Source organism: Sporosarcina aquimarina, assembly GCF_019748715.1.
GTDB classification, from domain to species: domain Bacteria; phylum Bacillota; class Bacilli; order Bacillales_A; family Planococcaceae; genus Sporosarcina; species Sporosarcina newyorkensis.
The window spans coordinates 34,720-56,669 of sequence record NZ_JACLBZ010000022.1 but is presented as its reverse complement, the minus strand read 5'-3'; the positions used below and the strand labels follow the sequence as shown (position 1 = coordinate 56,669).

The window sequence follows — 21,950 nt, the reverse complement described above, 5'->3', positions numbered from 1 at the left end:
CGGCCTTCTATATAGATAGAGATTACTTGATCGTTGAAGCCATTTCTGTGAATTCTTTAATATGCTCATTGTCTTCTGTAGCATAAATTGTCACGCGTACTAACTTGTCCTCACGTTCCATCACAAAGCCTTTGAAGTATCCTTCATCGGATTTAGCTTCGGCTCCTTTTACGTTCGTAATGCCTTCACCTTGAGGAAGTTCTGCTTCGTCTGTTAATTCAGTCGGCTCAGCCCCATCTGTTGACGCAGCTAATAATTCTTCCATGTTTTCATACCATTCATCGAAACTGAAAGCTTCTTCGTCTTTCGCTGTCGTTTCAATTCGCATAAACGTTTCGCTGTCTTCGTCTACATATAAGCTATCTCTTCCAGGCTCTTCACTTGTTAATGTATATCCTGGCATCACCATAACCGAATAGTCTTGAGCATCACTTTTTGTTTCGACTGCGTCTTTAAGCAAGTCTTCTTCTTCTGTGCTGTCTGCTTCATCTCCCTCTGCAGTTGCACTGTCAACGTCTTCCTCAATGTCCGTTTCAGGCTCGTCAGCAGGTGTTTCCACTGCACTTCCATTCGTGCCGTCAGTTGATGAAGGATTGTCATCTGAATCAGATGTTCCGCAAGCTGCGAGCAGTAAGGATGCTGCAAATGAAGCGAAAATAATGCGCCATTTGTTGTTCATATCGATTCACTCCTCTATTTACGATTCTACTAATTGGACGGATAGGCGAGAAGAAGGTTTCATTCTGCCGCACTATGGATAATTTTGTAGCGTTTATGGTTGATAACGGTTTTTTCCTCCATCTCCAACTCATCGAAATCCTCCATATATGTCAAATCCACAATAACAGAGTTTTCATTGACTTTCTCCACAATCCCTTGTAAACCATCTTTGAATTCAATAATATCCCCGACTTCTGCAATCGTCATCATACAACTTCCTTTCTATCTTCATGAATTACTCTAGTTATGGTAGAGTGGTACAAATCTATTCCTGAGAATTACTTTCTAGTTTGCCTGAAAACTTACAAAAGGTAAAGGGTTATCTTCTAAGAAGTCGATAAAAAGAAAGTTCAATTACGTCTCGGCGTAATTGCGTCCAGATTTTGATTTGTGCTTAAGTCTACAGGAAGTAGATCATGCGGGCATTGGGCGATCTTAGCCTGCGTACTTCTGTTGTTCAGCGAGCATTTGAACAACCAATGAACAGGAAATAAAACGGCATTAATTTCATCATCTATACAGGTAGAGTCTTCCGCTGAATAAAGATAAAGTTGTCGGAAAGTGTCGACAACTTCATAGAGCTAATTATTCATGCTTTTAGTATAATATAAAAAGTAGCCTATTATGATGGAAGGTGTAGTGTTTGAACTGTAACTTTGAAATTCAAATCGAATGTCTTAGAAACCAGTTAATAGAAGTCGCTCAACATGAGGGGATGCATTCTGAGCGTACAATTATTCTGAGTCGTGAGCTGGACTTACTGATAAATGAATATGAAAGACAAAAAGAAAAAAGTTTTGAAAAAAATTTGTAATTTATGTTTATATATACGAAAAGGGGGCATAATATAATTGAACACAGCAACATTCTCATTTCCCCCTTTTGTGGATCAATCTTATTTATAAGATTGGTCCTCTTTTTTTGTATCCTTTATTGTAAATAAATTCTGACTCCTATACGATGGAATATATAAATGTATTGTAAGGAGTGATTAAATGAAAAATGAAAAGATAGCATTTATTGGGACCGGTGTGATGGGTGCGAGTATTGTAAAACATTTAGTAAACGCATCCTACGATGTAACGGTGTATACAAGGACGAAGTCTAAAGCGGATCCTTTGGTTGAGCTTGGCGTGCGGTGGGCAGACTCTGTAGGAGAAGCTGTGCGTGAAGCAGATATTATCTTTACGATGATTGGCATGCCGGCAGATGTGGAAGAGGTTTATCTGTCAGAGAACGGCATCTTTGCGAATGGTCGTCCTTCTCAAACGGTAGTCGATATGACAACATCGAGCCCGGAGTTGGCTATTGCTATAGCTCGAAAAGCAGAGTCGCTGCAGATGCACTCTCTCGATGCACCCGTTTCCGGCGGCGATATAGGCGCACAAAATGGCACTCTCTCTATTATGTGTGGCGGTAAAAAAGCGCTATATGATCGTTTGTTGCCGATACTTTCTGTTTTTGGAAAGCAAATTGTCTATCAAGGCGATGCAGGAGCGGGGCAACATGCCAAAATGTGCAATCAAATTACAGTGGCAGGAAATATGATTGGTGCGTGTGAAGCACTCGCTTATGCTATGAAATCAGGACTGGATCCAGATACTATGCTGCAGTCGGTAGCTTCTGGTGCCGCCGGTTCGTGGAGTTTATCGGCTCTCGGTCCGCGAATCATTGAAGAAGACTACGAGCCTGGTTTTTTTGTGAAGCACTTTGTGAAAGATTTAAATATTGCGTTACAGGAGACGGAAAGATTGAATTTAGAGTTACCGGGCCTGAAGCTTGCGCGCAAAATGTATATAGAATTGCTGGATCAAGGATACGGAGAAAAAGGTACTCAAGTCCTGATTAAACAATATATCGATTAAGTAATGAAGCATAGGGGCGTTCTAGTCCCTTTGCTTCTTTTTCTATTCAATTAACTTGTCTTTAGGAAACGTTACGTGAATAGTCACAAAGGGAAGTATAATCTAGGTATCTAGTCTTTTATAGCAGATTAAATAGCTGTATACTTATTGATAAAGGTGAATCTAACTGTATCTTAAGTATTAAAAATAATTAAAAGTGCACAATAGAATTTGTAAACGAAAGGAAGCGTCTCAAAATGAACAATGAAGAACCATTTGATCATTTTCTTCAAAAGGAAGAGCCGCAAGCTCACTCTACTATGGTCGTCATCTTAGATGTAAGCTCCAATCAACATATGAAGATTTTGTATACAAATGAAAGTTCTACATCATTCTTTTCATCGAGTAAACATTCGCCTGAGCAGTTTTTTGGTCTATATTGGTCAGCAATCCGAGAAGCTATAGTAGAAAAAGCTGCTACTCTAGGTTCATGCCAGATTTCTATTATCGGACAAGAGCCATTGAAAATGACTATGAAGGAGTTAGCTGATTCCTCTAAAGGTTTTTTACTTCTCTTGGAATTTCAGAATTCTGTCTCCCGGAATGCCAATCAGCTATGGAAAGAAAAATATCAATCCCTTCTATTTTCCAATTCAGACGCACTGCTTACATTAAATGGACAAGGACAAATTACATTTTGCAACCCTATGATAAAAAAACTACTTAATTATAAGCCGAAACAATTGATCGGCAAGCCGTTTCATCAGCTTGTAAGTGAAGTAGATCAGCTAAGTTTCAGGCAGTTATGGTCTTACGTGAAACTTGGAAAGACATTTGAATTGCCGCACATCGAGCTAATGCATCAAAAAGGCCATGAATTGCTGGTTTCGCTAAAAGCACTACCTGTTGTAGTGAAGGGAGAGCATCTGGAGACACAAGTCATCTTAAAGGAATTACCGAACTATTTGATCAGTAATTCTAAAAGGTATTATCTTTCATACCATGATCACTTGACAGGACTGTGGAACCGCCGAATGTTGAAAATTCATTTCGCCCAAGATTCACTTCAGGCTGTGAATGAAAAGGGGAAACTCCGCATTATTCATTTAGGTATTGATCGTTTTAAAGTGGTAGTGGAGTCACTAGGCTATATGGCAGGCAACCAAATCTTAAGGATGGTTGCTGAGCGTTTAAGAAAGATTTGTACAGCGGGTGAGAAAGTTTATCGTAATAGTGGAGATGAGTTTATTTTTCTCGTTCAGGAATACAGCTTCGCCCAAACGGAGCGAATTTGTAATGAAGTGTTATGTTCTTTTAAAAAGCCTTTTCTGTTTAACGGCCAAGAATATTATTTATCTATTTCTATAGGGATTTCTACGTTTCCTGAACACGGAAATACCATTGATGAGCTGACGGAAAAGTCCAAGCAAGCTTTGTCCGTCACAAAACAACGAGGCCGTGCTCATTTTCGATATTTTGAAGAGGATATGAAGGCAACGTTTACAAATGAAGCGTTGATGGAATCTCACTTACGGCGGGCAATTGAGTTTGATGAATTGAAAGTTTGTTTTCAGCCGCAAGTGGAATTAGAAACGGGGACGTCCACAAGCTTTGAAGCCTTACTGCGTTGGAATAATCGCAAGTTTGGTGAGGTTTCTCCAGCCGACTTCATTCCACTTGCTGAAGCTTCCGGTATTATTCATGTAATTGGGGACTGGGTTATCGATCAAGTGTGCCAGCATTTGAAAGAGTGGCAGAAAAAACAGTATAAACCTGTGAAAGTTGCGATCAATATTTCACCAAGTCAGTTCAGATCAGAAAATTTTTGCGTTAAACTGTTTGATACCGTACGTAAATACGAATTACAGACGAATTGTATTGAAATTGAAATAACAGAGAGTGCGCTCATGAGGCCGGATGAAACGTTAAAGTCTTTACGACAACTTAAAGAGATGGGCTTTACTATTTCCGTTGATGACTTTGGAACGGGTTATTCTTCATTGAGTTACTTAAAAAAATATCCGATCGATATAATTAAAATAGACCGTTCTTTTATACAAGATATCGAAATGGATGCCAAAAATGAAGCAATTGCCAAAACGATCATTAATTTAGCACATAGCTTAGGTATGAATGTGATTGCTGAAGGAATTGAAACCGTTTCACAGGCTGAAATTTTGAAGGAATCCAAATGCCGGATTGCGCAAGGATTTCTATACAGTAAGGCTGTGCCATCAGAAGTCATTGAACGAGACTATTTAGAAATTCATCAGTAATGTGTAAAGAGACACATAAATTTCTGCCTTCTGCACAAACTTTATTGTAATGGATGTGCAAAAGGAGTGATGGATTATGTGGGATATATGGCTATGGCCCATGATTTTTGTGAGTGCTATTATGCTGTGGATTTGTTTGGCTGCAGTCAGAAAATCGAGTCGTTCGCTGCAATTGAATGAAAAAGATCAAATTCCTGAGACGGTAGCAGAGCATCCTTATACGATTAATCCGATACTCTGGATCATACTTATCGCCACTTTCTTTGCCTTGTTTGTAATTTTTTATTATTGGGCCTCTTCCTAATGAAGGAAGAGGTTTTTGTTTTTGGAAACAATTCATCTTTTGAGGTGAAAAAAGGCTATTTGTGGTATGATGGAATGGAAGCGGATACTTTTACTTTTTCATTGATAGTTTAACGATTTGACGAACAGAAGGAGCGATTACGTATGGTTTCTATAAATAATAAAGAGTTTCTCTTTGCGCCGATTGCTGACCAAATAATTTCTTCAGAAAAAGTTGCTCATGTGCAAATCGGTAATAACGCAGAACACGCTCTTCTCGTTTTAACGAAGACAGGTTATTCTGCCATCCCTGTACTTGATCACCAGTATCATTTAAAAGGCTTACTCGGGATAGGTATGATTACAGATGCCATTTTAGGTTTAGAACGTATTGAATATGAACGATTAGAGAATATTAAGGTAGATGAGATTATGGAAACATCGCTTCCGACGATTCGAGTAAATGAACGTTTTCAACGAGCGATGGACCTGTTGATTAATCATCCATTTTTATGCGTGACAGAAGAGGATGGGACGTTTGCAGGTATTTTAACTAGACGAGTAGTTATGAAAGAGTTTAAGAAATATCTTTATAATGTTCAAGCATAAATTGATAGTTTGTATAGTTAGATGACAACAAGGCTCCTCTTATGGAGTCTTTTTCTATCTAGAATGGAGTTGAGCGCTCAGTGCAAAAGGAAACAAAGCGTCCGCTCGTGCTTGCGGCAGTGATGCTGGCAATGTTTGTCGGAGCTGTTGAGGCGACGATCGTTACAACTGCCATGCCGACTATCGCATCTGAGCTAGGCGGTTTTTCACGTTATAGCTGGATATTTTCCTCGTATTTATTAATGAGTACCGTCACCGTATTGATTTATGGGAAATTAGCAGATGTCTTTGGAAGGAAACCTATATTCTTTGTAGGATTGACGATTTTTTTGATAGGCTCCATATTATGCGGTTTTGCGGGTTCGATGGAACAATTGATCATTTACCGCCTTGTACAAGGAATAGGAGCAGGGGCTGTCATGCCTATTGCCACGACGATTGTTGGAGATATATACTCAACCGAGGAGAGAGCAAAGATTCAAGGATACTTATCAAGCGTCTGGGGGATTTCTGCGGTTTCCGGTCCCGTCATTGGTGGTTTGCTTGTTCAATACGTGAACTGGCAGTTTGTCTTTTGGGTAAATGTTCCGCTCGGAATTCTCGCCATGGCAGGCATTTTCTTTTTCTTGCATGAGCCAAAAGAGACGCACAACGCATCGGTTGATTATAGAGGAGCGGTTTTGCTGACGATCGCCTTGTTATCAATTTTAGTTTGGCTTGTGGAAGGTGGACAAGCCTTTGGACGGTTCTCTTTAATCGGTCTGCTGTTGTTAGCAGTATCTGCTGTCATTTTCTTTTTATTTTTTAGACAAGAACAGTTGGCAAAGGATCCACTCATATCGTTTAGTATCTGGAAGAATCCCATCATTTTGTATGCGAATTTAGTCTCCTTAACAACTGGCGTTATTTTAATCGGTATTTCATCCTACTTACCTACGTATGTATCTGGTGTAATGGAACAGAAGGCGATTATAGCTGGATTTGCATTGACCGCGATGTCTATCGGCTGGCCATTAGCCTCATCTTTAGCCGGGCATCTGCTCATTCGTTTTGGACCGTTTCTCGTATCGTTTGCCGGCGGTATATCCCTTGTGGTCGGCTCGATGATGTTCGTCTTCATGAATGCAGGTTTAGGTCCGATTTGGGCAGCGTGTTCGAGCTTCTTCATTGGGGTTGGGATGGGGCTGACGAACACATCGTTTATCGTGACGATTCAAGGTGCTGTATCGCGAACGCAAAGAGGTTCTGCCACAGCTGCAAATATGTTCATGAAAAACTTTGGGAATACGATAGGTGCTTCCGTCTTCGGTGCTATTTTGAATGGTACGCTGCTTACGTATTTTGCGGCAGAAAAGTTAACGTATTCCGTAGATAATGTAAATAGCTTGCTGACGGAAGAAAGTCGATCGTTGATACCGATTAAAGAGCTTGTAAGCTTGCAAACCGGTTTAGAAAACTCGTTGCATTGGGTCTATATTGCAATTGCCTTTTTTGCATGGATTAGTTTACTGCTGATTTTACGAATACCTCGAGGAAAGGTGTATGAACATGTCGACAACTGAGTTAGATATTATAAAAGCGTTGGCGGAAGAAGGAAATATGCGAAAAGCATCGGAGCGATTACATTTATCCCAGCCTGCGCTTTCTCAACGACTGCAAACAATTGAAAAGGAATGGGGAATGCAGTTGTTCATTCGTTCCCAGAAAGGGCTTGAACCTACGCCTGCCGGTGAGCATGTGATCGCCTATGCGAAAGAGTCTTTAGCAAAACGGGATGAAACGTTGGAGTTGATTGCATCACTTGAGGATAAAGTCCATGGAACGCTGAAGATTGCCTGTGCATCAATCATTGGCCAGACATGGCTACCACAAGTATTGAAAGATTATGTGGCTTTGTATCCGGATGCCAAAATTTCATTGATGACCGGCTGGAGTTCTGAAATATCCAATGCGCTGTATGAAGGAGAAGCGCATATTGGAATTGTCAGGGGGCAGACGGACTGGAAAAGTAATCGCAAGTATTTATTCCGCGATCAGCTGTATTTGGTCGATCGAGAAATCTCGACAATCGACGAGTTGAAAGATACGAATCGGCATTTTATCCAGTTTAAAAGTGATTCGAATTATTATATGGAAATACAGCGTTGGTGGAACAAGCATTTCAATCAACACCCAAGCCGCCAAATTATCGTGGATCAAATTGAGACGTGTAAGCAATTGGCTTTGAATGGGATTGGTTATGCGATCTTACCTTCCATCACGCTCTCGGGCGACGAACGTGTGAATCGTATTCCTTTGTTGAATAGTGAAGAGGAATTTGAGCTGACGCGAGATACATGGCTAATCGGCTACAACTCCACTTTTGAACTGAAGCAAGTAAAGGCATTCGTGGAAATCGTTCAAAAGCATGCCGAGATATTAACGAAGCAATCATAAAAAGCACAAATACTGTATTCACAGCACTTTGGGATTTCAGCTTTAAGATAAATAGCGGCATTGGTTCGGGAGTTTGAGCTAGAGAAGGGGTGCCCTCCGTGAAGCGTACCGTCTGGAATGCAAATCCCGATATACACACTATTGATATTCTACTTTTTTGCGTTTAGTTTGATAAAAAGCTTAATTGAAGTTTAGAAAGCATCCATTTGGAACGTAGGTCAACGGTTCTTTTACCATTCGCCCATTCTTCTGGCGTCTGGATGGAAAACATTAATAAAAAGGCCTTTCCATAGAGGAAGGCCTTTTTGCTGTGGATTAGGTAGTCCTTGAAGACTGCAGAAGCTCTTTGTTGCTCTTTGCCCAATAGGCTGCGAGAGAAAAGCATAGTAACAGGATGAACATACCGACTACGTATGGAGAACTCATATTGATGTCGAAAATGTAGCCGGCCGTAGCGGGACCGACCATATTGCCTAAGCTCATATAGGCATTCATCATCCCGGCGGCATACCCTTGCTCTTTTCCGGCTAATTTTGAAACGAGTGTATTGACTGCTGGTCGCAATAAGGAAGTGGCGGTAGAAAAGATCGTTGCCACCAACAAGATTGTGAAAAATGTATTGACGAACAAGATGCCGAGCATGGCGAATGCAGCGACGATTAAATTAATCAATATTATACGCATCTCACCAAAGCGCCTGAAGAGTCGATCGATGACGAAAGTCTGAATAATAACACCGACAAATCCACCGACTGTGATAATAACTGCGATTTGAGAAGGTGTATAACCGTATTTGTGATCGACATAGAGTGAAATGGTAGATTGGAAGTTCGCTAATCCGAAAGAAAAGACGAACATAACAATGAGCATCACAAAATATGGGGTTTTTGTAGAACGCCACATTTGCTGTAATAGGTTTTCAGCAGTCGTTGCACCCTGTAAAACAGGTTTAGGGTTGGGCAAGAAAATTAGTGAGAAAATCGCAGCGAAGAAGGATGCACCCGTTGCCGCATAGAATGGAAAGACCAGACTAATTTTCGATAGAAATCCGCCGATTCCAGGACCAATCATAAAGCCTAATGACATGGATGCGCCGAGAAGTCCCATGCCGCGACCACGGTTTTCGAGAGATGTAATGTCCGCAACAAAAGCCATTGTCGGAGGGATGATAAAAGCAGCGCCGAAGCCGGAAAAGAAGCGGGCAATATACAACATCCAAAGATCAGTTGATAAGCTGAAAGCTAACTGAGATGATCCGTAAATAATTAAACCGATAATGATAATACGTTTTCTGCCGTGTTTGTCTGAAAGGTTTCCAGAAAAAGGAGAGAAAATAAATTGAGCAAATGAAAATATTGCAATTAAGAGTCCAAGTGCTTGTCCTGCTACTCCAAATGTTCCTAAGTATTCGGGCATGATTGGAATAATAAGTCCGACTCCTGCCATCGCGATAAACATGTTGAACATTAAGATGTAGAGGGCAAAGTTTTTTGATTGTATGGCCATTCGACTGCTCGCTTTCTAGGAACTTTTTGTCTATCGTATCATAAAGCAAAGAGGATGACACTTGCTGTGCTTGTAATTTTCTTTGGTTTGATCGAAACAGAAAAAACCGGTTCCTAGTCTAAGGAACCGGTTGCGTGATCAATCTTCTTTTTTCATTTCATCCAATACTCGATTGACACGCTTTTCGAGCATCTTCATACCGCTGCCGCCTGCTTGGAAATGGCGAAGCTGTCCATCTTTATCAAAGACATAATAAGCAGGCACATATTGGTTTTCGAATGCGTCGCTTAACTTTAGTTCACTATCTACGAAAATGGGTTGAGTTATATCATGCTCGGCTGCTACTTTTTTGATTTCTTCTAGATTGGTATCGTCTTCTGAACGCGGCATATGCACAGCTACTACGTTGAGTTCATCTTTATATTGATCTCTGAAGTTGTTTACATCTGGCATTGCTTCTTTACAAAGGTGGCAACTAATAGACCAAAAGTGAATCAGTGTCGGTTTTTCTCCAACTAGTTCAGATTTAGTAGTTTCACCGTTTAACCAAGTTGTCGCACCTTGGAGTTCAGGCATTTGTGTACGTAATTTCATCCAAAGTTCCTCCTAGCTAAGTGTAAAAGAATAAATTTTATAAAAAAATCCCCACGATTGGTGTCATGCGTGGGGGTGCTTATCCATCTTGAAATCGGAGTAAATTAAAGTGTTTCTTGACCCGGGCGCCAGTTTGCAGGGCAAAGGCCGCCAGTTTGCAATGCTTGCAGTACACGAAGAGTTTCATCCACATCACGACCAATGTTATTATGGAAAACTGTTTGGTATTGAAGTTCTCCTTCAGGATTGATGATGTAAAGACCGCGTAATGCGATTCCTTCTTCCTCTATCAATACGCCGTAATCACGTGATACTGCATGGTTCGTATCTGCTGCAAGTGGGTAGTTAAGTTGTTCAAGGCCATTATCTTTGCGATCTGTATTAATCCATGCAAGATGTGTATGGATGGTATCAGTGGATACGCCGATTACTTCAGCATCCAAGTCTTCGAATTCATCATAGCGATCAGACATCGCAGTGATTTCTGTTGGACAAACAAAAGTGAAGTCCATTGGATAGAAGAAAAGAACTGTCCATTTGTCGTTTTTAATGTTTTCTTGTAAACTAACTTTCCCAAAAGATTTGTCAGCTAATACTGCCTCCATTGTGAAATCTGGAGCTTGTTTACCTACCATGCGCTCAGCCATTTATAAACCCCTCCAATTAATCTTGTATGCAAAACCTAGTCTGTATTGCACAATTCTTATATAGACTATCAAATAGTGAATCCAAATACAATTAGATTGACTTGAAAATTATAACAATTAGTAAATGTTAGTGAAGATAGTATATGCGAAGAAATTGGGCAAGCTAAGTGTAAGCTTACTCAAAATCTTGTTGGCAGTCAGAGGGCTTCAATGGTCGCGATTGGCAGGTTTGGCAATTGGGATCACAGATCATTTCACGCCATTCATCGCAGTCTTTGCAGTAGCGTGCATCAAACTCATCGCTATAATGCAGAGGTTCCATACACTCAATACAATGAGAGGCCATTTCTTTCCAAGATCGGATTTTCTCCTTGTTTACAAGAAAGATTCCCTCTAGTTGATTTTCTCTCGTTGCTGGTTCTGTTTTCCGATTCCGCTTGGCATCAGAATCCAAATAAAAAAACAAATGGTCTTCCAACTGAATCCCTCCTTAATCAATGGCTTTATTTTACTATGCCCGTTGCAAAAAAACAATTTTCATGACTATTTTCCTGTATGTTATATTTTCGCTTGAAACCACGAGAATATTTGCTTTCGGGATTGTTTTGTGTATAATGATTAGGTTTATAAGTTTTCATGTAGTATATGTAATAAGTAGAGTAGTGTAAGGAGGAAACATATTGACAAATCAACCGATTATCCGCTTTGAAAATGTCACGAAGCGATATGACGAGTCGACGACTGTACTCAATCGCGTTTCATTTGAAATGGAGCGGGGGAAATTTTATACATTGCTTGGCCCTTCTGGTTGTGGGAAGACTACAATCTTACGTTTGATTGCTGGATTTACAGAAGCTACGGATGGCACAATTCTTTTCAATGGAAAGAAGATTAATTCTGTTCCGGCAAACGAACGACAAGTGAACACTGTATTTCAAGATTATGCACTTTTTCCCCATTTAAATGTATATGAAAATGTAGCATTTGGATTACGCATTAAAAAAGTAAAAAAGAATGAAATTGACCGCAGAGTGAAAGAAGCGTTGAAATTTGTCAATTTGGCGGGCTATGAATCTCGAGAAATCACAGAAATGTCAGGTGGCCAGCGTCAGCGTGTTGCTATTGCACGAGCAATTATCAATGACCCTGAAGTGATTTTGCTGGATGAACCTTTATCGGCGCTCGATTTAAAGTTGCGGTCAGAAATGCAGTATGAATTGCGGGAACTGCAGCAGAGACTTGGAAAAACATTCGTCTTTGTAACACACGATCAAGAAGAGGCGCTTGCGATGTCGGATGAAATTTTCGTAATGAACAATGGAGAGATCCAGCAATCCGGCACCCCAATCGATATTTACGATGAACCGATCAACCGTTTTGTTGCAGATTTTATCGGTGAATCAAATATTGTATCTGGAAGGATTATCAAAGATTATTTAGTGGAGTTTACAGGTAAGCAATTCGACTGTGTGGACGGTGGATTTTATCCGAATGAGAAAGTAGACATTGTCATTCGTCCCGAAGATCTGGAGATGACCACGATTGAAAAAGGGAAGCTGAGTGTCACAGTAGATACACAGCTATTCCGCGGAGTTCATTATGAATTATCTACTTACGACACGGACGGTAATGAGTGGTTGGTCCATTCGACGAAGCCTGCAGACGTAGGCACGATGATTGGATTGGATTTTGCTCCGGCGGATATTCATGTCATGCGATTGAATGAATCGGAAGAAGACTTTGATGCACGTCTGGAGTCGTTTGGAGTGGCGGAAGATGAAGAATAATCCGCTGCGCTTTGTTTATGCCGTGCCGTATGCTGTGTGGATGCTGTTATTTGTCTTGGCTCCGATAGCGGTCATAGTCTATTATTCATTTTTTGATTTGTCGGGGAATTTAACGCTAGGTAATTATCGTAACTTCTTCAGTTCAATCTATTTTAAGTTGACGATGAGTTCTTTTTGGTATGCATTTCTAATTACTTTTTTTTCTTTGCTGATCTCCTATCCGACGGCTTATTTCCTTACAAAAACAAAGCATAAGCGATTGTGGTTGCTGTTGATCATCATTCCGTCTTGGATTAATCTTCTATTGAAGACTTACGCATTCATTGGTTTGATGGGGCTGTATGGGCCGATCAATGGTTTTTTGGAAACGATCGGAATCGGCAGTCAGCAGATCTTATTTACAGATTTCAGCTTTGTATTCGTATCGGTCTATATTTTTATACCATTTATGATTTTACCGATCTTCAATTCGCTTGATAAAATCAACCCGACTTTGCTTGACGCTTCGAAAGATCTGGGTGCGAGCAGTTGGGTAACGTTTAAGCGGGTCGTATGGCCAATGACGATCGATGGTGTGAAGTCGGGTGTGCAGGTCGTCTTCATTCCTGCGCTTTCTTTGTTCATGATCACCAGGTTGATCGCGGGCAACAAAGTGATTACGTTAGGGACCGCAATTGAGCAGCAATTCCTAGTAACACAAAACTGGGGAATGGGATCGACGATAGCAGTGTTCCTCATTATCTTCATGTTTTTGATCATGTTGCTGACATCAGGAAAAGAGAAAGGAGCCTCCGCTAATGGGAAAACTAAGTAGTCTGCCAAGGATCTATTTGGCCCTAGTTTTTGTAGTTTTATATGCTCCTATTTTCTATCTCATTTATTATTCCTTTAATTCCGGTGGCGGGATGTCTAATTTTGAATCCTTTACTTTGGAATATTATCAAGCGGTGTTCCAGGACACACGCCTTTTGATCATCGTCATGAATACGATAATTATTGCTTTGCTGTCTGCCTTGTTATCTACAACCATCGGGGTAATTGGAGCGTTAGCAATTTATTTCATGAAAAATAAATCCATGCGGCAAACTGTATTGTCATTGAATAATATCTTAATTGTCAGCCCGGATGTAATCATCGGTGCATCATTTTTAATATTATTTACACTGATCGGTGTCAAACTGGGATTTGCTTCCGTCTTAATCTCACACATTGCGTTCAGTATACCGATTGTGGTGATTATGGTGCTGCCTAAGCTGCTTGAGATGAGCACTTCTCTAGTGGATGCTGCACTCGATCTCGGGGCTTCTCGCAGAGACGTTCTGACACGTGTAGTACTGCCGTATATTAAGCCGGGGATTTTCGCTGGATTCTTTCTTGCGTTGACGTATTCATTGGACGACTTTGCGGTGACCTTTTTCGTGACAGGGAATGGTTTCTCGACGTTGTCGGTTGAAATCTATTCAATGGCTCGAACAGGTATTACATTGACGATCAATGCGCTGTCCGGCTTGATTTTCGTTATTACCATGGTATTGGTGCTGGGTTATTATATCATCGGCAATAAAACGAAATCACCTAACCAGGGGGTGAAGAGATGAAAGGGCTTGTAAGCAGTGCGGCAACCATTTTGCTCGTTTCTTTTGTCTTATTGTTCATCAACCTCCAGCTTGAAAATAAACATGGGCGAGTAGGGAAAGATACGATAACCGTCTATAATTGGGGAGAATATATCGACCCGGAACTGTTGAAGCAATTTGAAGAACAGGAAGGTATTAAAGTAATATATGAAACGTTTGATTCAAATGAAGGAATGATGGGGAAAATTGAGCAGGGCGGTACTTCTTATGATATTTCGGTGCCTTCAGAATACGCTGTTCAAATGATGGAGCAAAAGGATTTATTACTGCCTTTGGATTTTGATAAAATCCCGAATATCAAGAATATTGACCCGTACTTTATGAATCTCGCGTTTGATCCGCAAAATAAATATTCGATTCCTTACTTTTGGGGGACGCTGGGCATTGCCTATAATCCATCTCTTTTGGACGGACAGACTTTCGAGAGTTGGGAAAGTTTATGGGACGCATCATTGCGTCAGAAGGTGATTCTAGTCGACAGTGCAAGGGAAGTACTTGGTGTCGCATTGAATTCATTTGGTTATTCATTGAATTCGACTAGCTTGCAGGAGTTGAAAGAGGCTACGGATAAACTTGAAACAATGGGCCCCAATGTAAAAGCTGTAATTGGTGATGAAGTTACCCAGTTGATGATTAACAACGAAGCTTCTGTCGCACTTACATGGTCGGGTCAAGCGGCAGATATGATCTCAGAAAACGAAGACATTGATTATATCGTGCCTGAAGAAGGATCGAATCTGTGGTTTGATAATATTGTTATCCCTCGCACTGCTACAAACATTGAAGGTGCCTATAAATTTATCAACTTCATGTTGGACCCTGAAGTTGCAGCGCAAAATGCGGAATACGTAGGTTACTCTACGCCGAATGTTAAAGCGTTATCCTTCATGGATGAGGAAATCACGGAAGATGAAAGATTCTATCCGGATGAAGAGGCGAGAGAACATTTGGAAGTGTATAAGAATTTGGGACTGGAGACGCTCGGAGTGTATAATGAGTTATTCCTGAAATTCAAAATGGGATTACGATAAGGCAAGGGAGCCGGATGGTTTCTACGTAATGTGAGGAGCATGGATATGAAAAAAGAATTTGTGGTCATCGGTTTAGGGCGTTTTGGCGGCAGTATTGTCAAAGAACTGATCGAACTTGAAGCGGATGTTATGGCGATTGATAAATCACAGGAACGAGTGGATGAGTTTGCGAACATTGCTACACAAGCAGTAGCGGTCGATACGACAGATGAAGCGGCTTTGAGATCTTTAGGTATTCGAAATTTCGAGCATGTTGTCATCGCGATTGGTGAAAACATTCAAGCTAGCATTTTAACCACGTTGATTCTCAAAGAAATTGGTGTCTCTCGGATCACAGTCAAAGCGCAGAATGATTATCATGAGAAAGTGCTGCGGAAGATAGGGGCAGATCAAGTCGTCCATCCTGAACGTGATATGGGGAAGCGTATTGCAAATAATTTAGTTTCCAATAACATACTGGACTACTTGGAACTGTCGGATGAATATTCCATCGTGGAGATACAAGCAAACGATCATCTTGCCGGATCTTCCCTGATTGATTTGGATATCCGTGCTAAGTTTGGAGTAAATATCGTCGCGATCAAAAGAGGTACGCACATTCTGGTGTCCCCTCAAGCGATAGAACAAATCGAAGTCAATGATATATTGATTGTCATCGGTTCGGATTTAGATATTCATCGTTTTGAACGAAAGGCGCTACACTAATACTTAACAAAAAAGCAAGTGCAGATTAGATGCGCTTGCTTTTTGTATACCATTTTATAGTTCCATAATAACCGGAAGAATCATCGGCTTACGTTTTGTTTTTTCGTAGAGATACGGAACGAGTGTGTCGATAATATCGCTTTTCAATTGATTAACGGAATCTGGCTTAGTTTCCAATTTCCGTTTCAATGTTTTGGATAGCATATATTGGGCTTCGTTGATCATGGCGCCTGATTCACGCATGTAAACAAATCCGCGGGAAATCAAATCAGGACCGGATACAAGGCGGTTTTTCTTCGTATCGATCGTTGCGACAACGATGACTAAACCGTCTTCTGATAAAATTCGGCGGTCGCGCAATACTACATTGCCGATATCGCCGATGCCGCTTCCGTCAATGTAGACATCCCCAGAAGGAACTCGGCCGGCAAGTCTGGCTGTTTGATCAGTAAGTGCAAGCACATCACCGTTCGCCATGATGAATACATTTTCACGCTCTACATCGCAATCTACAGCGAGTTGTTCATGCATCGTCATCATACGGTATTCACCGTGAATCGGCATGAAGTACTTCGGCTTGATCAGACGCAGCATCAACTTCTGTTCTTCTTGTGATCCGTGACCGGATGTATGAATATTATTTAACGGACCGTGGATGACTTCTGCTCCTGCGCGGAATAACGAATTTATCGTCTTGTTGACGCTGAGCGTGTTGCCTGGAATCGGAGAAGATGAGAAAATCACCGTGTCACCCGGCTGAATTTGTACTTGTCTATGCGTACCATTTGCAATACGTGATAGTGCCGCCATTGGTTCCCCTTGGCTGCCCGTACAAAGAATCATCACTTCATTTGCAGGCAGGCGATTGAGTGATTGGGAATCGACGAATAAATCTTTTGGTGCATCGATATAACCTAGTTCTCGTCCGATCGTGATGGCATTGTCCATACTGCGTCCGAAAACAGCAATCTTCCTGTTGAAGTTTTGAGCGGCTTCGATCACTTGTTGCAAACGGTGGATATTCGAAGCGAAAGTAGCGAAAATGATTCGTCCATCTACAGTACGGAAGATATCATTCAAGCTTTCTCCGACTTTTCTTTCGGACATTGTAAAGTTCGGCACTTCGGCATTTGTACTATCTGATAGAAGACATAGCACGCCTTCGCTTCCTATTTTTGCCATCTTGTGCAAGTTCGCAGGTTCTCCTACAGGCGTGAAATCGAACTTGAAATCTCCTGTGTGCACGATATTGCCGGATGGTGTTTTGATTACAACACCAAAAGCGTCTGGTATACTGTGCGTTGTTCTGAAGAAAGATACGGCTGTTTTACGGAATTTAATAAAATCATCTTCTTCGATTTCATGTAGCTTCGTAGTACGAAGCAATCCGTGTTCTTCTAATTTATTACGTAATAAACCAATCGCAAGTTTTCCTCCATAGACTGGGATATTTACTTTGCGCAATAGATAAGGGATTCCGCCGATATGGTCTTCATGTCCGTGCGTGATAAAAAGTCCTTTGATTTTGTCGACATTACGTTCAAGATATGTGTAATCAGGAATTACATAGTCAATGCCTAACAAGTCATCTTCAGGAAATTTAATCCCAGCGTCAATGATGATAATTTCATCTTGGAATTGCACACAATACGTATTTTTACCGATTTCACCTAGTCCGCCTAGGGCAAATACGGCCGTTTCGTTATTTTTAATCGACTTCATTTATTTAGACCTGCTCGACCTGGAAGTGAGGGGAAGCTTGTTCGTACTCTAAATGTTCGCCTTCCAGCTTTTGAATGTATTCGATCATAATCTGGCGGTCTTGCAACTGATCGCGGACGGCCTTCTCTGTTTCGGCTTCAACGTATAAGCTCTGTGTGTTTTCGCGGACTGGAACTTGGTGTACGTTTTCATGGTAATAAACTTTAAAAATCATAATGAACTCTCCTTTTTTACGTTCGATATAAAACATATTCTTCATAATAGCACTTAATTTCTTTAAAATAAAGAAAAGCCCACCAATTGCTTGGCGGGCGTAAAAGTCTAGGCAATAGTCTTTTTACCGAGCAGGCCATTCAGTCGTCTAAGCAATTTGCGTTTAAGACGTTTGTACATGGCTTCATCACTCCTTGACAAGACTATACCATAATCTGAACTCTCTGTCAAGTTTTATTCCTTTACTCTCTTTCGAACGGGATAGCACCTGGGATATCTTTATAAGGAGCATTCTCATCAATATGGTCATAAAACATAATGCCGTTTAGATGATCCAGCTCATGCTGAAAAGCGATGGCAGGTAACCCTTTTAAACGTTTCTTTATTTCATTGCCTTCTTTATCATATGCTTTAATTGTGATGCGCGAATAACGTGGGACATATCCTGGTACGTCACGGTCTACAGATAAGCAGCCTTCTCCAGAAGAAATATACGTTTTTTCTACAGAGTGGCTTACGATTTTCGGATTAATGGCAATGAAGTTCGTCAAAGGTTTTTCATCGTCAGGTATATGCAAAGCAAATACTCTTTTTGAAGCATTCACTTGAGGTGCTGCTAGACCGATTCCTGAACGTAAGTTATATTTTTCACAGAGCTCTTCATCTTGACTGTTTACTATATATTCTAATAGGTCATCACATAATTGTTGATCTTCAACACTTAATGGGAAAGTCATCTCTTTTGCTTTCGCGCGCAAGGTTGGATGCCCCTCACGAATAATATCTTTCATTAAAATCATTTCTACTCTTCCTTTCGGATATGGTTGTTACTAGTATAAACGAACCTGAAAAATGGTGAAAGAGAAAAGTACGGAGAATAGTTTAGGAGGCTTCTTCTATGAAGAAAATAATATTGATAATTGCAATGGTCTCAGTGTTGAGTGCATGCTCTGAAGACCAGACAGTGGAACAGCAGCTTACAGACACGCTGGCCGACGTAAATGAAAAGGAGAAACAAGGAATAAGCTACGTGAAAAAGCTGAACCAGCAAGAATTAAAAGAACAAAAACGCTTCACCGATACGATGGAACTAACCCAAGAACAATATCCAGAAGTGAAAAAGCAAGTTGCTTCTTTGAAAAAATCAGCAAGAGAACGAACGATCATAATAGAAAAAGAAGAGAAAGCTTTAAGCGAGGCTAGAGAAGCGGCAGACAAGTTGTCTGCGTTGATTGACATAGTGGACAAAGCAGAAAAAGAGACGTTGGAAAAACTAATTCAAGCTTTAGAAGAACGTTTTGAAAAACATGAGCAATTGATTTCGGATTACAAAAACCTCATTGATGCACAAACTCAGCTGTATACTCAATTGGAAGACCGAGAAATTCGCTCCAGCCAATTACAAAAACAAGTTAAGGAAGTGAATATCTTAACTTCTGGTCTTCAACAGAAAATAGACGAATTCAATAAATCCACAAATGAGGTCAATCGATTACAAACACGTGCGTTTGGAAGTTTAGAGAAAGCGAAATAAGGAAAGAGAAAAGCAGGGAGAATATACCCTGCTTTTTTGGAGAGTCTAATTTCGGGAGGAATATTGACTAGTCAAACAGTGGAATTGCAGCATCTGTACCAATACAGAAGTCATATTGTTTTAGTACAGAGTGTTTTTTGAAAAGACAGGTAATGAGCGGAAACTCTTTAAATACAATGTTTGACCAAGCGCTCAGTTTTGAGTATACTTGGAAATATAGTTAGTTGTATTAATTTTATTCGAAAACAATATAATACAGATACGAAGGAGAGATCAAGATATGGTAGCTAAAAAAGGAAATCAGTATGATCCGGTGAAAGCGCTTCAACTGATTGAAAGCCAATTTGATATGGTGCAAATTCTCAATGAAGAAGGAAAAATCGTAGATAAGGACCTAGATCCGAAACTTCCTGACGAAGAATTAGTTGAATTGATGACTCGCATGGTTTATACACGAATTTTGGATCAACGTTCCATTTCTTTAAACAGACAGGGGAGATTAGGTTTCTATGCTCCTACGGCAGGTCAAGAAGCTTCTCAGCTTGCTTCTCAGTATGTTTTGGAAAAAGAAGATTTCATTCTTCCAGGTTACCGTGATGTGCCTCAATTGCTTTTCCACGGCTGGCCGTTAGATATGGCGTTTTTATGGTCAAGAGGCCATTATGAAGGCAGCGTTATTCCGGATGGTTTAAATATTTTCCCTCCTCAGATCATCATTGGCGCTCAATATATACAGGCAGCGGGAGTCGGTCTGGGTTATAAGAAAAAAGGAAAGAAAGCAGTTGTTATAACATATACAGGTGACGGTGGTACTTCTCAAGGTGACTTCTATGAAGGGTTGAACTTCGCGGGAGCTTACAAAGTACCGGCAATCTTCATTATCCAAAATAACCAATATGCAATTTCTACTCATCGGGATGTGCAGACGGCTGCAAAGACACTAGCTCAAAAAGGCGTGGCTGCAGGCGTGCCAAGTGTTCTGGTTGACGGCATGGATCCGTTGGCGGTATATGTAGCGACTCGTGACGCAAGAGAGCGTGCAATCAATGGCGACGGTCCAACATTGATCGAGACGATGTGTTACCGTTACGGACCGCATACAATGGCTGGGGACGACCCAACACGCTATCGTACATCTGATATTGACAGCGAATGGGAAAAACGTGACCCGATCGTTCGTTTCAGAACTTACTTAGAGGGCAAAGGCATCTGGTCTAAAGAACAGGAAGAAAAAGTTATTGAACGGGCGAAAGAAGAAATTAAAGAAGCAATTAAGAAAGCAGATGCGGCTCCAAAACAAAAAGCAAGCGATTTTATGAAAATCATGTATAAAGGCGATCTGCCATTTAATTTACAAGAACAATTGGATGTGTATGTTGGAAAGGAGTCGAATTGATCGATGGCACAGTTGACAATGATTCAAGCAATTACAGAAGCACTTCGCACTGAACTAAAAGCGGATGAAAATGTTTTGTTGTTCGGGGAAGATGTAGGTGCAAACGGAGGTGTCTTCCGGGCGACGGAAGGCCTTCATAAAGAGTTCGGGGAAGAGCGTGTATTCGATACGCCGCTTGCCGAATCAGGAATTGGCGGATTGGCAATCGGGCTGGCGTTGACCGGCTTCCGTCCCATCATGGAAATTCAATTCTTTGGCTTTTTATTTGAAGTAATGGATTCCGTTAGCGGACAATTGGCTAGAATGAGCTTTAGAACGGGTGGCCACTTCAATGCACCTGTAACGATTCGTGCGCCGTTTGGCGGCGGGGTAGCTACTCCGGAAATGCACGCAGATAGTTTAGAAGGCCTTGTGGCAGCGCAGCCTGGTTTAACAGTCGTCATTCCTTCTACACCTTACGATGCAAAAGGCTTGTTGATCTCTGCGATTCGGGATGATAATCCTGTAATATTCTTAGAGCATATGAAATTATATCGTTCATTCAGACAGGAAGTACCTGAAGAGGAGTATACAATTCCGTTAGGGAAAGCAGATGTTAAGCGTGAAGGAACAGATTTGACGATCATTGCCTACGGTGCGATGGTTCAAGAAAGCCTGAAAGCTGCGGAAGCGTTGGAAAAAGAAGAGTATTCTGTGGAAGTAATCGACTTGCGGACGATTCAGCCACTCGACATCGAAACAATTATTAACTCTGTCGAAAAAACCAATCGCGTGATCGTTGTTCAAGAAGCGCAGCGTCAAGCAGGGATCGCAGCGAATGTCGTAGCGGAAATCACTGAACGAGCAATTTTGAGTTTGGAAGCGCCTGTATTGCGTGTAACAGCGCCAGATACTGTTTATCCGTTTGCAGCTGGTGAAAATACATGGCTTCCGAATGCGAAAGATATAGCAGCAAAAGCAAAAGAAGTACTGACATTTTAATCAGACCAATTGTAAGACAATCCAGAAAGG

23 protein-coding genes and 1 pseudogene are annotated in these 21,950 nt (G+C 41.0%); 15 read left to right on the top strand and 9 right to left on the bottom strand.

All coding sequences use genetic code 11. The features are described 5' to 3' along the window. Window positions 1–22 precede the first annotated feature (22 nt). Entirely contained in the window at window positions 23–679 is a 657-nt protein-coding gene (locus H7J92_RS11370; protein WP_078817857.1) for a midas domain-containing protein, read from the bottom strand. A 59-nt stretch (window positions 680–738) separates the two neighbouring features. Then, a pseudogene (locus H7J92_RS11365) lies at window positions 739–921 on the bottom strand (YkvS family protein); the annotation flags it as partial. A gap of 442 nt (window positions 922–1,363) precedes the next feature. Between H7J92_RS11365 and H7J92_RS17860 the strand changes: the two are divergent. The 7 genes from H7J92_RS17860 to ccpC all read left to right on the top strand — a co-directional run bounded on the left by H7J92_RS17860 (window position 1,364) and on the right by ccpC (window position 8,167). After that, window positions 1,364–1,534 carry a Spo0E family sporulation regulatory protein-aspartic acid phosphatase gene (locus H7J92_RS17860; RefSeq protein ID WP_078817856.1) on the top strand — a complete coding sequence of 57 codons (171 nt, stop codon included), beginning with the start codon at window positions 1,364–1,366 and terminating at the stop codon, window positions 1,532–1,534. 181 nt (window positions 1,535–1,715) lie between these two features. Beyond that, complete coding sequence (locus H7J92_RS11355) at window positions 1,716–2,585, top strand: NAD(P)-dependent oxidoreductase (protein ID WP_078817855.1); 870 nt, start codon at window positions 1,716–1,718, stop codon at window positions 2,583–2,585. Between the two features lie 236 nt (window positions 2,586–2,821). Further along, window positions 2,822–4,840, top strand: a complete 2,019-nt coding sequence (locus H7J92_RS11350) for a sensor domain-containing protein (RefSeq protein ID WP_221837007.1) — start codon at window positions 2,822–2,824, stop codon at window positions 4,838–4,840. A 76-nt stretch (window positions 4,841–4,916) separates the two neighbouring features. Next, window positions 4,917–5,144: a hypothetical protein gene (locus tag H7J92_RS11345; protein ID WP_009765674.1), complete on the top strand. Its 228-nt coding sequence runs from the start codon at window positions 4,917–4,919 to the stop codon at window positions 5,142–5,144. A 143-nt stretch (window positions 5,145–5,287) separates the two neighbouring features. After that, on the top strand, window positions 5,288–5,731 hold the full coding sequence (gene cbpB / locus H7J92_RS11340; protein WP_009765673.1) for a cyclic-di-AMP-binding protein CbpB: 444 nt from the start codon (window positions 5,288–5,290) through the stop codon (window positions 5,729–5,731). Window positions 5,732–5,853: 122 nt separating this feature from the next. Continuing rightward, the gene (locus H7J92_RS11335) at window positions 5,854–7,293 is read left to right on the top strand and encodes an MDR family MFS transporter (protein WP_246602860.1); all 1,440 of its coding nucleotides are present in this window, start codon (window positions 5,854–5,856) and stop codon (window positions 7,291–7,293) included. Then, on the top strand, window positions 7,280–8,167 hold the full coding sequence (gene ccpC / locus H7J92_RS11330) for a transcriptional regulator CcpC (protein ID WP_078817853.1): 888 nt from the start codon (window positions 7,280–7,282) through the stop codon (window positions 8,165–8,167). Before H7J92_RS11335 ends, ccpC begins: the two co-directional genes overlap by 14 nt. A gap of 315 nt (window positions 8,168–8,482) precedes the next feature. Here the strand turns inward: ccpC and H7J92_RS11325 are convergent, their stop codons facing one another. From H7J92_RS11325 to H7J92_RS11310, 4 genes are all read right to left on the bottom strand, one after another. After that, complete coding sequence (locus H7J92_RS11325) at window positions 8,483–9,673, bottom strand: MFS transporter (protein WP_221837003.1); 1,191 nt, start codon at window positions 9,671–9,673, stop codon at window positions 8,483–8,485. A 138-nt stretch (window positions 9,674–9,811) separates the two neighbouring features. Then, window positions 9,812–10,267, bottom strand: a complete 456-nt coding sequence (locus tag H7J92_RS11320) for a TlpA family protein disulfide reductase (RefSeq protein WP_078817852.1) — start codon at window positions 10,265–10,267, stop codon at window positions 9,812–9,814. 104 nt (window positions 10,268–10,371) lie between these two features. Next, a complete protein-coding gene (locus tag H7J92_RS11315; protein WP_078817851.1) occupies window positions 10,372–10,914 on the bottom strand; it encodes a peroxiredoxin in 543 nt (180 codons plus the stop codon). 175 nt (window positions 10,915–11,089) lie between these two features. Beyond that, complete coding sequence (locus tag H7J92_RS11310; RefSeq protein ID WP_078817850.1) at window positions 11,090–11,392, bottom strand: hypothetical protein; 303 nt, start codon at window positions 11,390–11,392, stop codon at window positions 11,090–11,092. 202 nt (window positions 11,393–11,594) lie between these two features. Here H7J92_RS11310 and H7J92_RS11305 point away from each other — a divergent pair, with 202 nt between their 5' ends. Genes H7J92_RS11305 through H7J92_RS11285 form a run of 5 tightly spaced genes read left to right on the top strand, consistent with a single transcriptional unit; the run spans window position 11,595 to window position 16,074 of the window. Further along, window positions 11,595–12,701, top strand: coding sequence for an ABC transporter ATP-binding protein (locus tag H7J92_RS11305; protein WP_009765664.1), 1,107 nt, complete (start codon window positions 11,595–11,597; stop codon window positions 12,699–12,701). Continuing rightward, window positions 12,691–13,515, top strand: coding sequence for an ABC transporter permease (locus tag H7J92_RS11300; protein ID WP_078817849.1), 825 nt, complete (start codon window positions 12,691–12,693; stop codon window positions 13,513–13,515). The genes H7J92_RS11305 and H7J92_RS11300 overlap by 11 nt, the downstream gene beginning before the upstream one ends. After that, on the top strand, window positions 13,499–14,299 hold the full coding sequence (locus H7J92_RS11295; protein WP_078817848.1) for an ABC transporter permease: 801 nt from the start codon (window positions 13,499–13,501) through the stop codon (window positions 14,297–14,299). Before H7J92_RS11300 ends, H7J92_RS11295 begins: the two co-directional genes overlap by 17 nt. Then, a complete protein-coding gene (locus H7J92_RS11290) occupies window positions 14,296–15,369 on the top strand; it encodes an ABC transporter substrate-binding protein (RefSeq protein WP_078817847.1) in 1,074 nt (357 codons plus the stop codon). The genes H7J92_RS11295 and H7J92_RS11290 overlap by 4 nt, the downstream gene beginning before the upstream one ends. A 45-nt stretch (window positions 15,370–15,414) precedes the next feature. Then, entirely contained in the window at window positions 15,415–16,074 is a 660-nt protein-coding gene (locus tag H7J92_RS11285; RefSeq protein WP_078817846.1) for a potassium channel family protein, read from the top strand. 54 nt (window positions 16,075–16,128) lie between these two features. Here the strand turns inward: H7J92_RS11285 and rnjA are convergent, their stop codons facing one another. From rnjA to def, 3 genes are all read right to left on the bottom strand, one after another. Next, complete coding sequence (gene rnjA, locus H7J92_RS11280; RefSeq protein WP_009765658.1) at window positions 16,129–17,796, bottom strand: ribonuclease J1; 1,668 nt, start codon at window positions 17,794–17,796, stop codon at window positions 16,129–16,131. A 4-nt stretch (window positions 17,797–17,800) separates the two neighbouring features. Then, a complete protein-coding gene (locus H7J92_RS11275; protein ID WP_040758295.1) occupies window positions 17,801–18,010 on the bottom strand; it encodes a DNA-dependent RNA polymerase subunit epsilon in 210 nt (69 codons plus the stop codon). A gap of 241 nt (window positions 18,011–18,251) precedes the next feature. Beyond that, a complete protein-coding gene (def, locus tag H7J92_RS11270; RefSeq protein ID WP_009765656.1) occupies window positions 18,252–18,809 on the bottom strand; it encodes a peptide deformylase in 558 nt (185 codons plus the stop codon). Between the two features lie 98 nt (window positions 18,810–18,907). Here def and H7J92_RS11265 point away from each other — a divergent pair, with 98 nt between their 5' ends. The 3 genes from H7J92_RS11265 to H7J92_RS11255 all read left to right on the top strand — a co-directional run bounded on the left by H7J92_RS11265 (window position 18,908) and on the right by H7J92_RS11255 (window position 21,920). Further along, window positions 18,908–19,543: a YkyA family protein gene (locus H7J92_RS11265; protein WP_078817845.1), complete on the top strand. Its 636-nt coding sequence runs from the start codon at window positions 18,908–18,910 to the stop codon at window positions 19,541–19,543. Between the two features lie 280 nt (window positions 19,544–19,823). Then, a complete protein-coding gene (pdhA, locus tag H7J92_RS11260) occupies window positions 19,824–20,939 on the top strand; it encodes a pyruvate dehydrogenase (acetyl-transferring) E1 component subunit alpha (RefSeq protein ID WP_009765654.1) in 1,116 nt (371 codons plus the stop codon). Window positions 20,940–20,942: 3 nt separating this feature from the next. After that, on the top strand, window positions 20,943–21,920 hold the full coding sequence (locus H7J92_RS11255; RefSeq protein WP_009765653.1) for an alpha-ketoacid dehydrogenase subunit beta: 978 nt from the start codon (window positions 20,943–20,945) through the stop codon (window positions 21,918–21,920). Window positions 21,921–21,950: the final 30 nt, after the last annotated feature.

What these genes read in the sequence shown, in the direction of transcription:
- H7J92_RS11370 (WP_078817857.1), bottom strand. Translation starts at nt 679, where the DNA reads ATGAACAACAAATGGCGCATTATTTTCGCTTCATTTGCAGCATCCTTA.
- H7J92_RS11355 (WP_078817855.1), top strand. Translation starts at nt 1,716, where the DNA reads ATGAAAAATGAAAAGATAGCATTTATTGGGACCGGTGTGATGGGTGCG.
- H7J92_RS11350 (WP_221837007.1), top strand. Translation starts at nt 2,822, where the DNA reads ATGAACAATGAAGAACCATTTGATCATTTTCTTCAAAAGGAAGAGCCG.
- H7J92_RS11345 (WP_009765674.1), top strand. Translation starts at nt 4,917, where the DNA reads ATGTGGGATATATGGCTATGGCCCATGATTTTTGTGAGTGCTATTATG.
- cbpB (WP_009765673.1), top strand. Translation starts at nt 5,288, where the DNA reads ATGGTTTCTATAAATAATAAAGAGTTTCTCTTTGCGCCGATTGCTGAC.
- H7J92_RS11335 (WP_246602860.1), top strand. Translation starts at nt 5,854, where the DNA reads ATGCTGGCAATGTTTGTCGGAGCTGTTGAGGCGACGATCGTTACAACT.
- ccpC (WP_078817853.1), top strand. Translation starts at nt 7,280, where the DNA reads ATGTCGACAACTGAGTTAGATATTATAAAAGCGTTGGCGGAAGAAGGA.
- H7J92_RS11325 (WP_221837003.1), bottom strand. Translation starts at nt 9,673, where the DNA reads ATGGCCATACAATCAAAAAACTTTGCCCTCTACATCTTAATGTTCAAC.
- H7J92_RS11320 (WP_078817852.1), bottom strand. Translation starts at nt 10,267, where the DNA reads ATGAAATTACGTACACAAATGCCTGAACTCCAAGGTGCGACAACTTGG.
- H7J92_RS11315 (WP_078817851.1), bottom strand. Translation starts at nt 10,914, where the DNA reads ATGGCTGAGCGCATGGTAGGTAAACAAGCTCCAGATTTCACAATGGAG.
- H7J92_RS11300 (WP_078817849.1), top strand. Translation starts at nt 12,691, where the DNA reads ATGAAGAATAATCCGCTGCGCTTTGTTTATGCCGTGCCGTATGCTGTG.
- H7J92_RS11295 (WP_078817848.1), top strand. Translation starts at nt 13,499, where the DNA reads ATGGGAAAACTAAGTAGTCTGCCAAGGATCTATTTGGCCCTAGTTTTT.
- H7J92_RS11290 (WP_078817847.1), top strand. Translation starts at nt 14,296, where the DNA reads ATGAAAGGGCTTGTAAGCAGTGCGGCAACCATTTTGCTCGTTTCTTTT.
- H7J92_RS11285 (WP_078817846.1), top strand. Translation starts at nt 15,415, where the DNA reads ATGAAAAAAGAATTTGTGGTCATCGGTTTAGGGCGTTTTGGCGGCAGT.
- rnjA (WP_009765658.1), bottom strand. Translation starts at nt 17,796, where the DNA reads ATGAAGTCGATTAAAAATAACGAAACGGCCGTATTTGCCCTAGGCGGA.
- H7J92_RS11275 (WP_040758295.1), bottom strand. Translation starts at nt 18,010, where the DNA reads ATGATTTTTAAAGTTTATTACCATGAAAACGTACACCAAGTTCCAGTC.
- def (WP_009765656.1), bottom strand. Translation starts at nt 18,809, where the DNA reads ATGATTTTAATGAAAGATATTATTCGTGAGGGGCATCCAACCTTGCGC.
- H7J92_RS11265 (WP_078817845.1), top strand. Translation starts at nt 18,908, where the DNA reads ATGAAGAAAATAATATTGATAATTGCAATGGTCTCAGTGTTGAGTGCA.
- pdhA (WP_009765654.1), top strand. Translation starts at nt 19,824, where the DNA reads ATGGTAGCTAAAAAAGGAAATCAGTATGATCCGGTGAAAGCGCTTCAA.
- H7J92_RS11255 (WP_009765653.1), top strand. Translation starts at nt 20,943, where the DNA reads ATGGCACAGTTGACAATGATTCAAGCAATTACAGAAGCACTTCGCACT.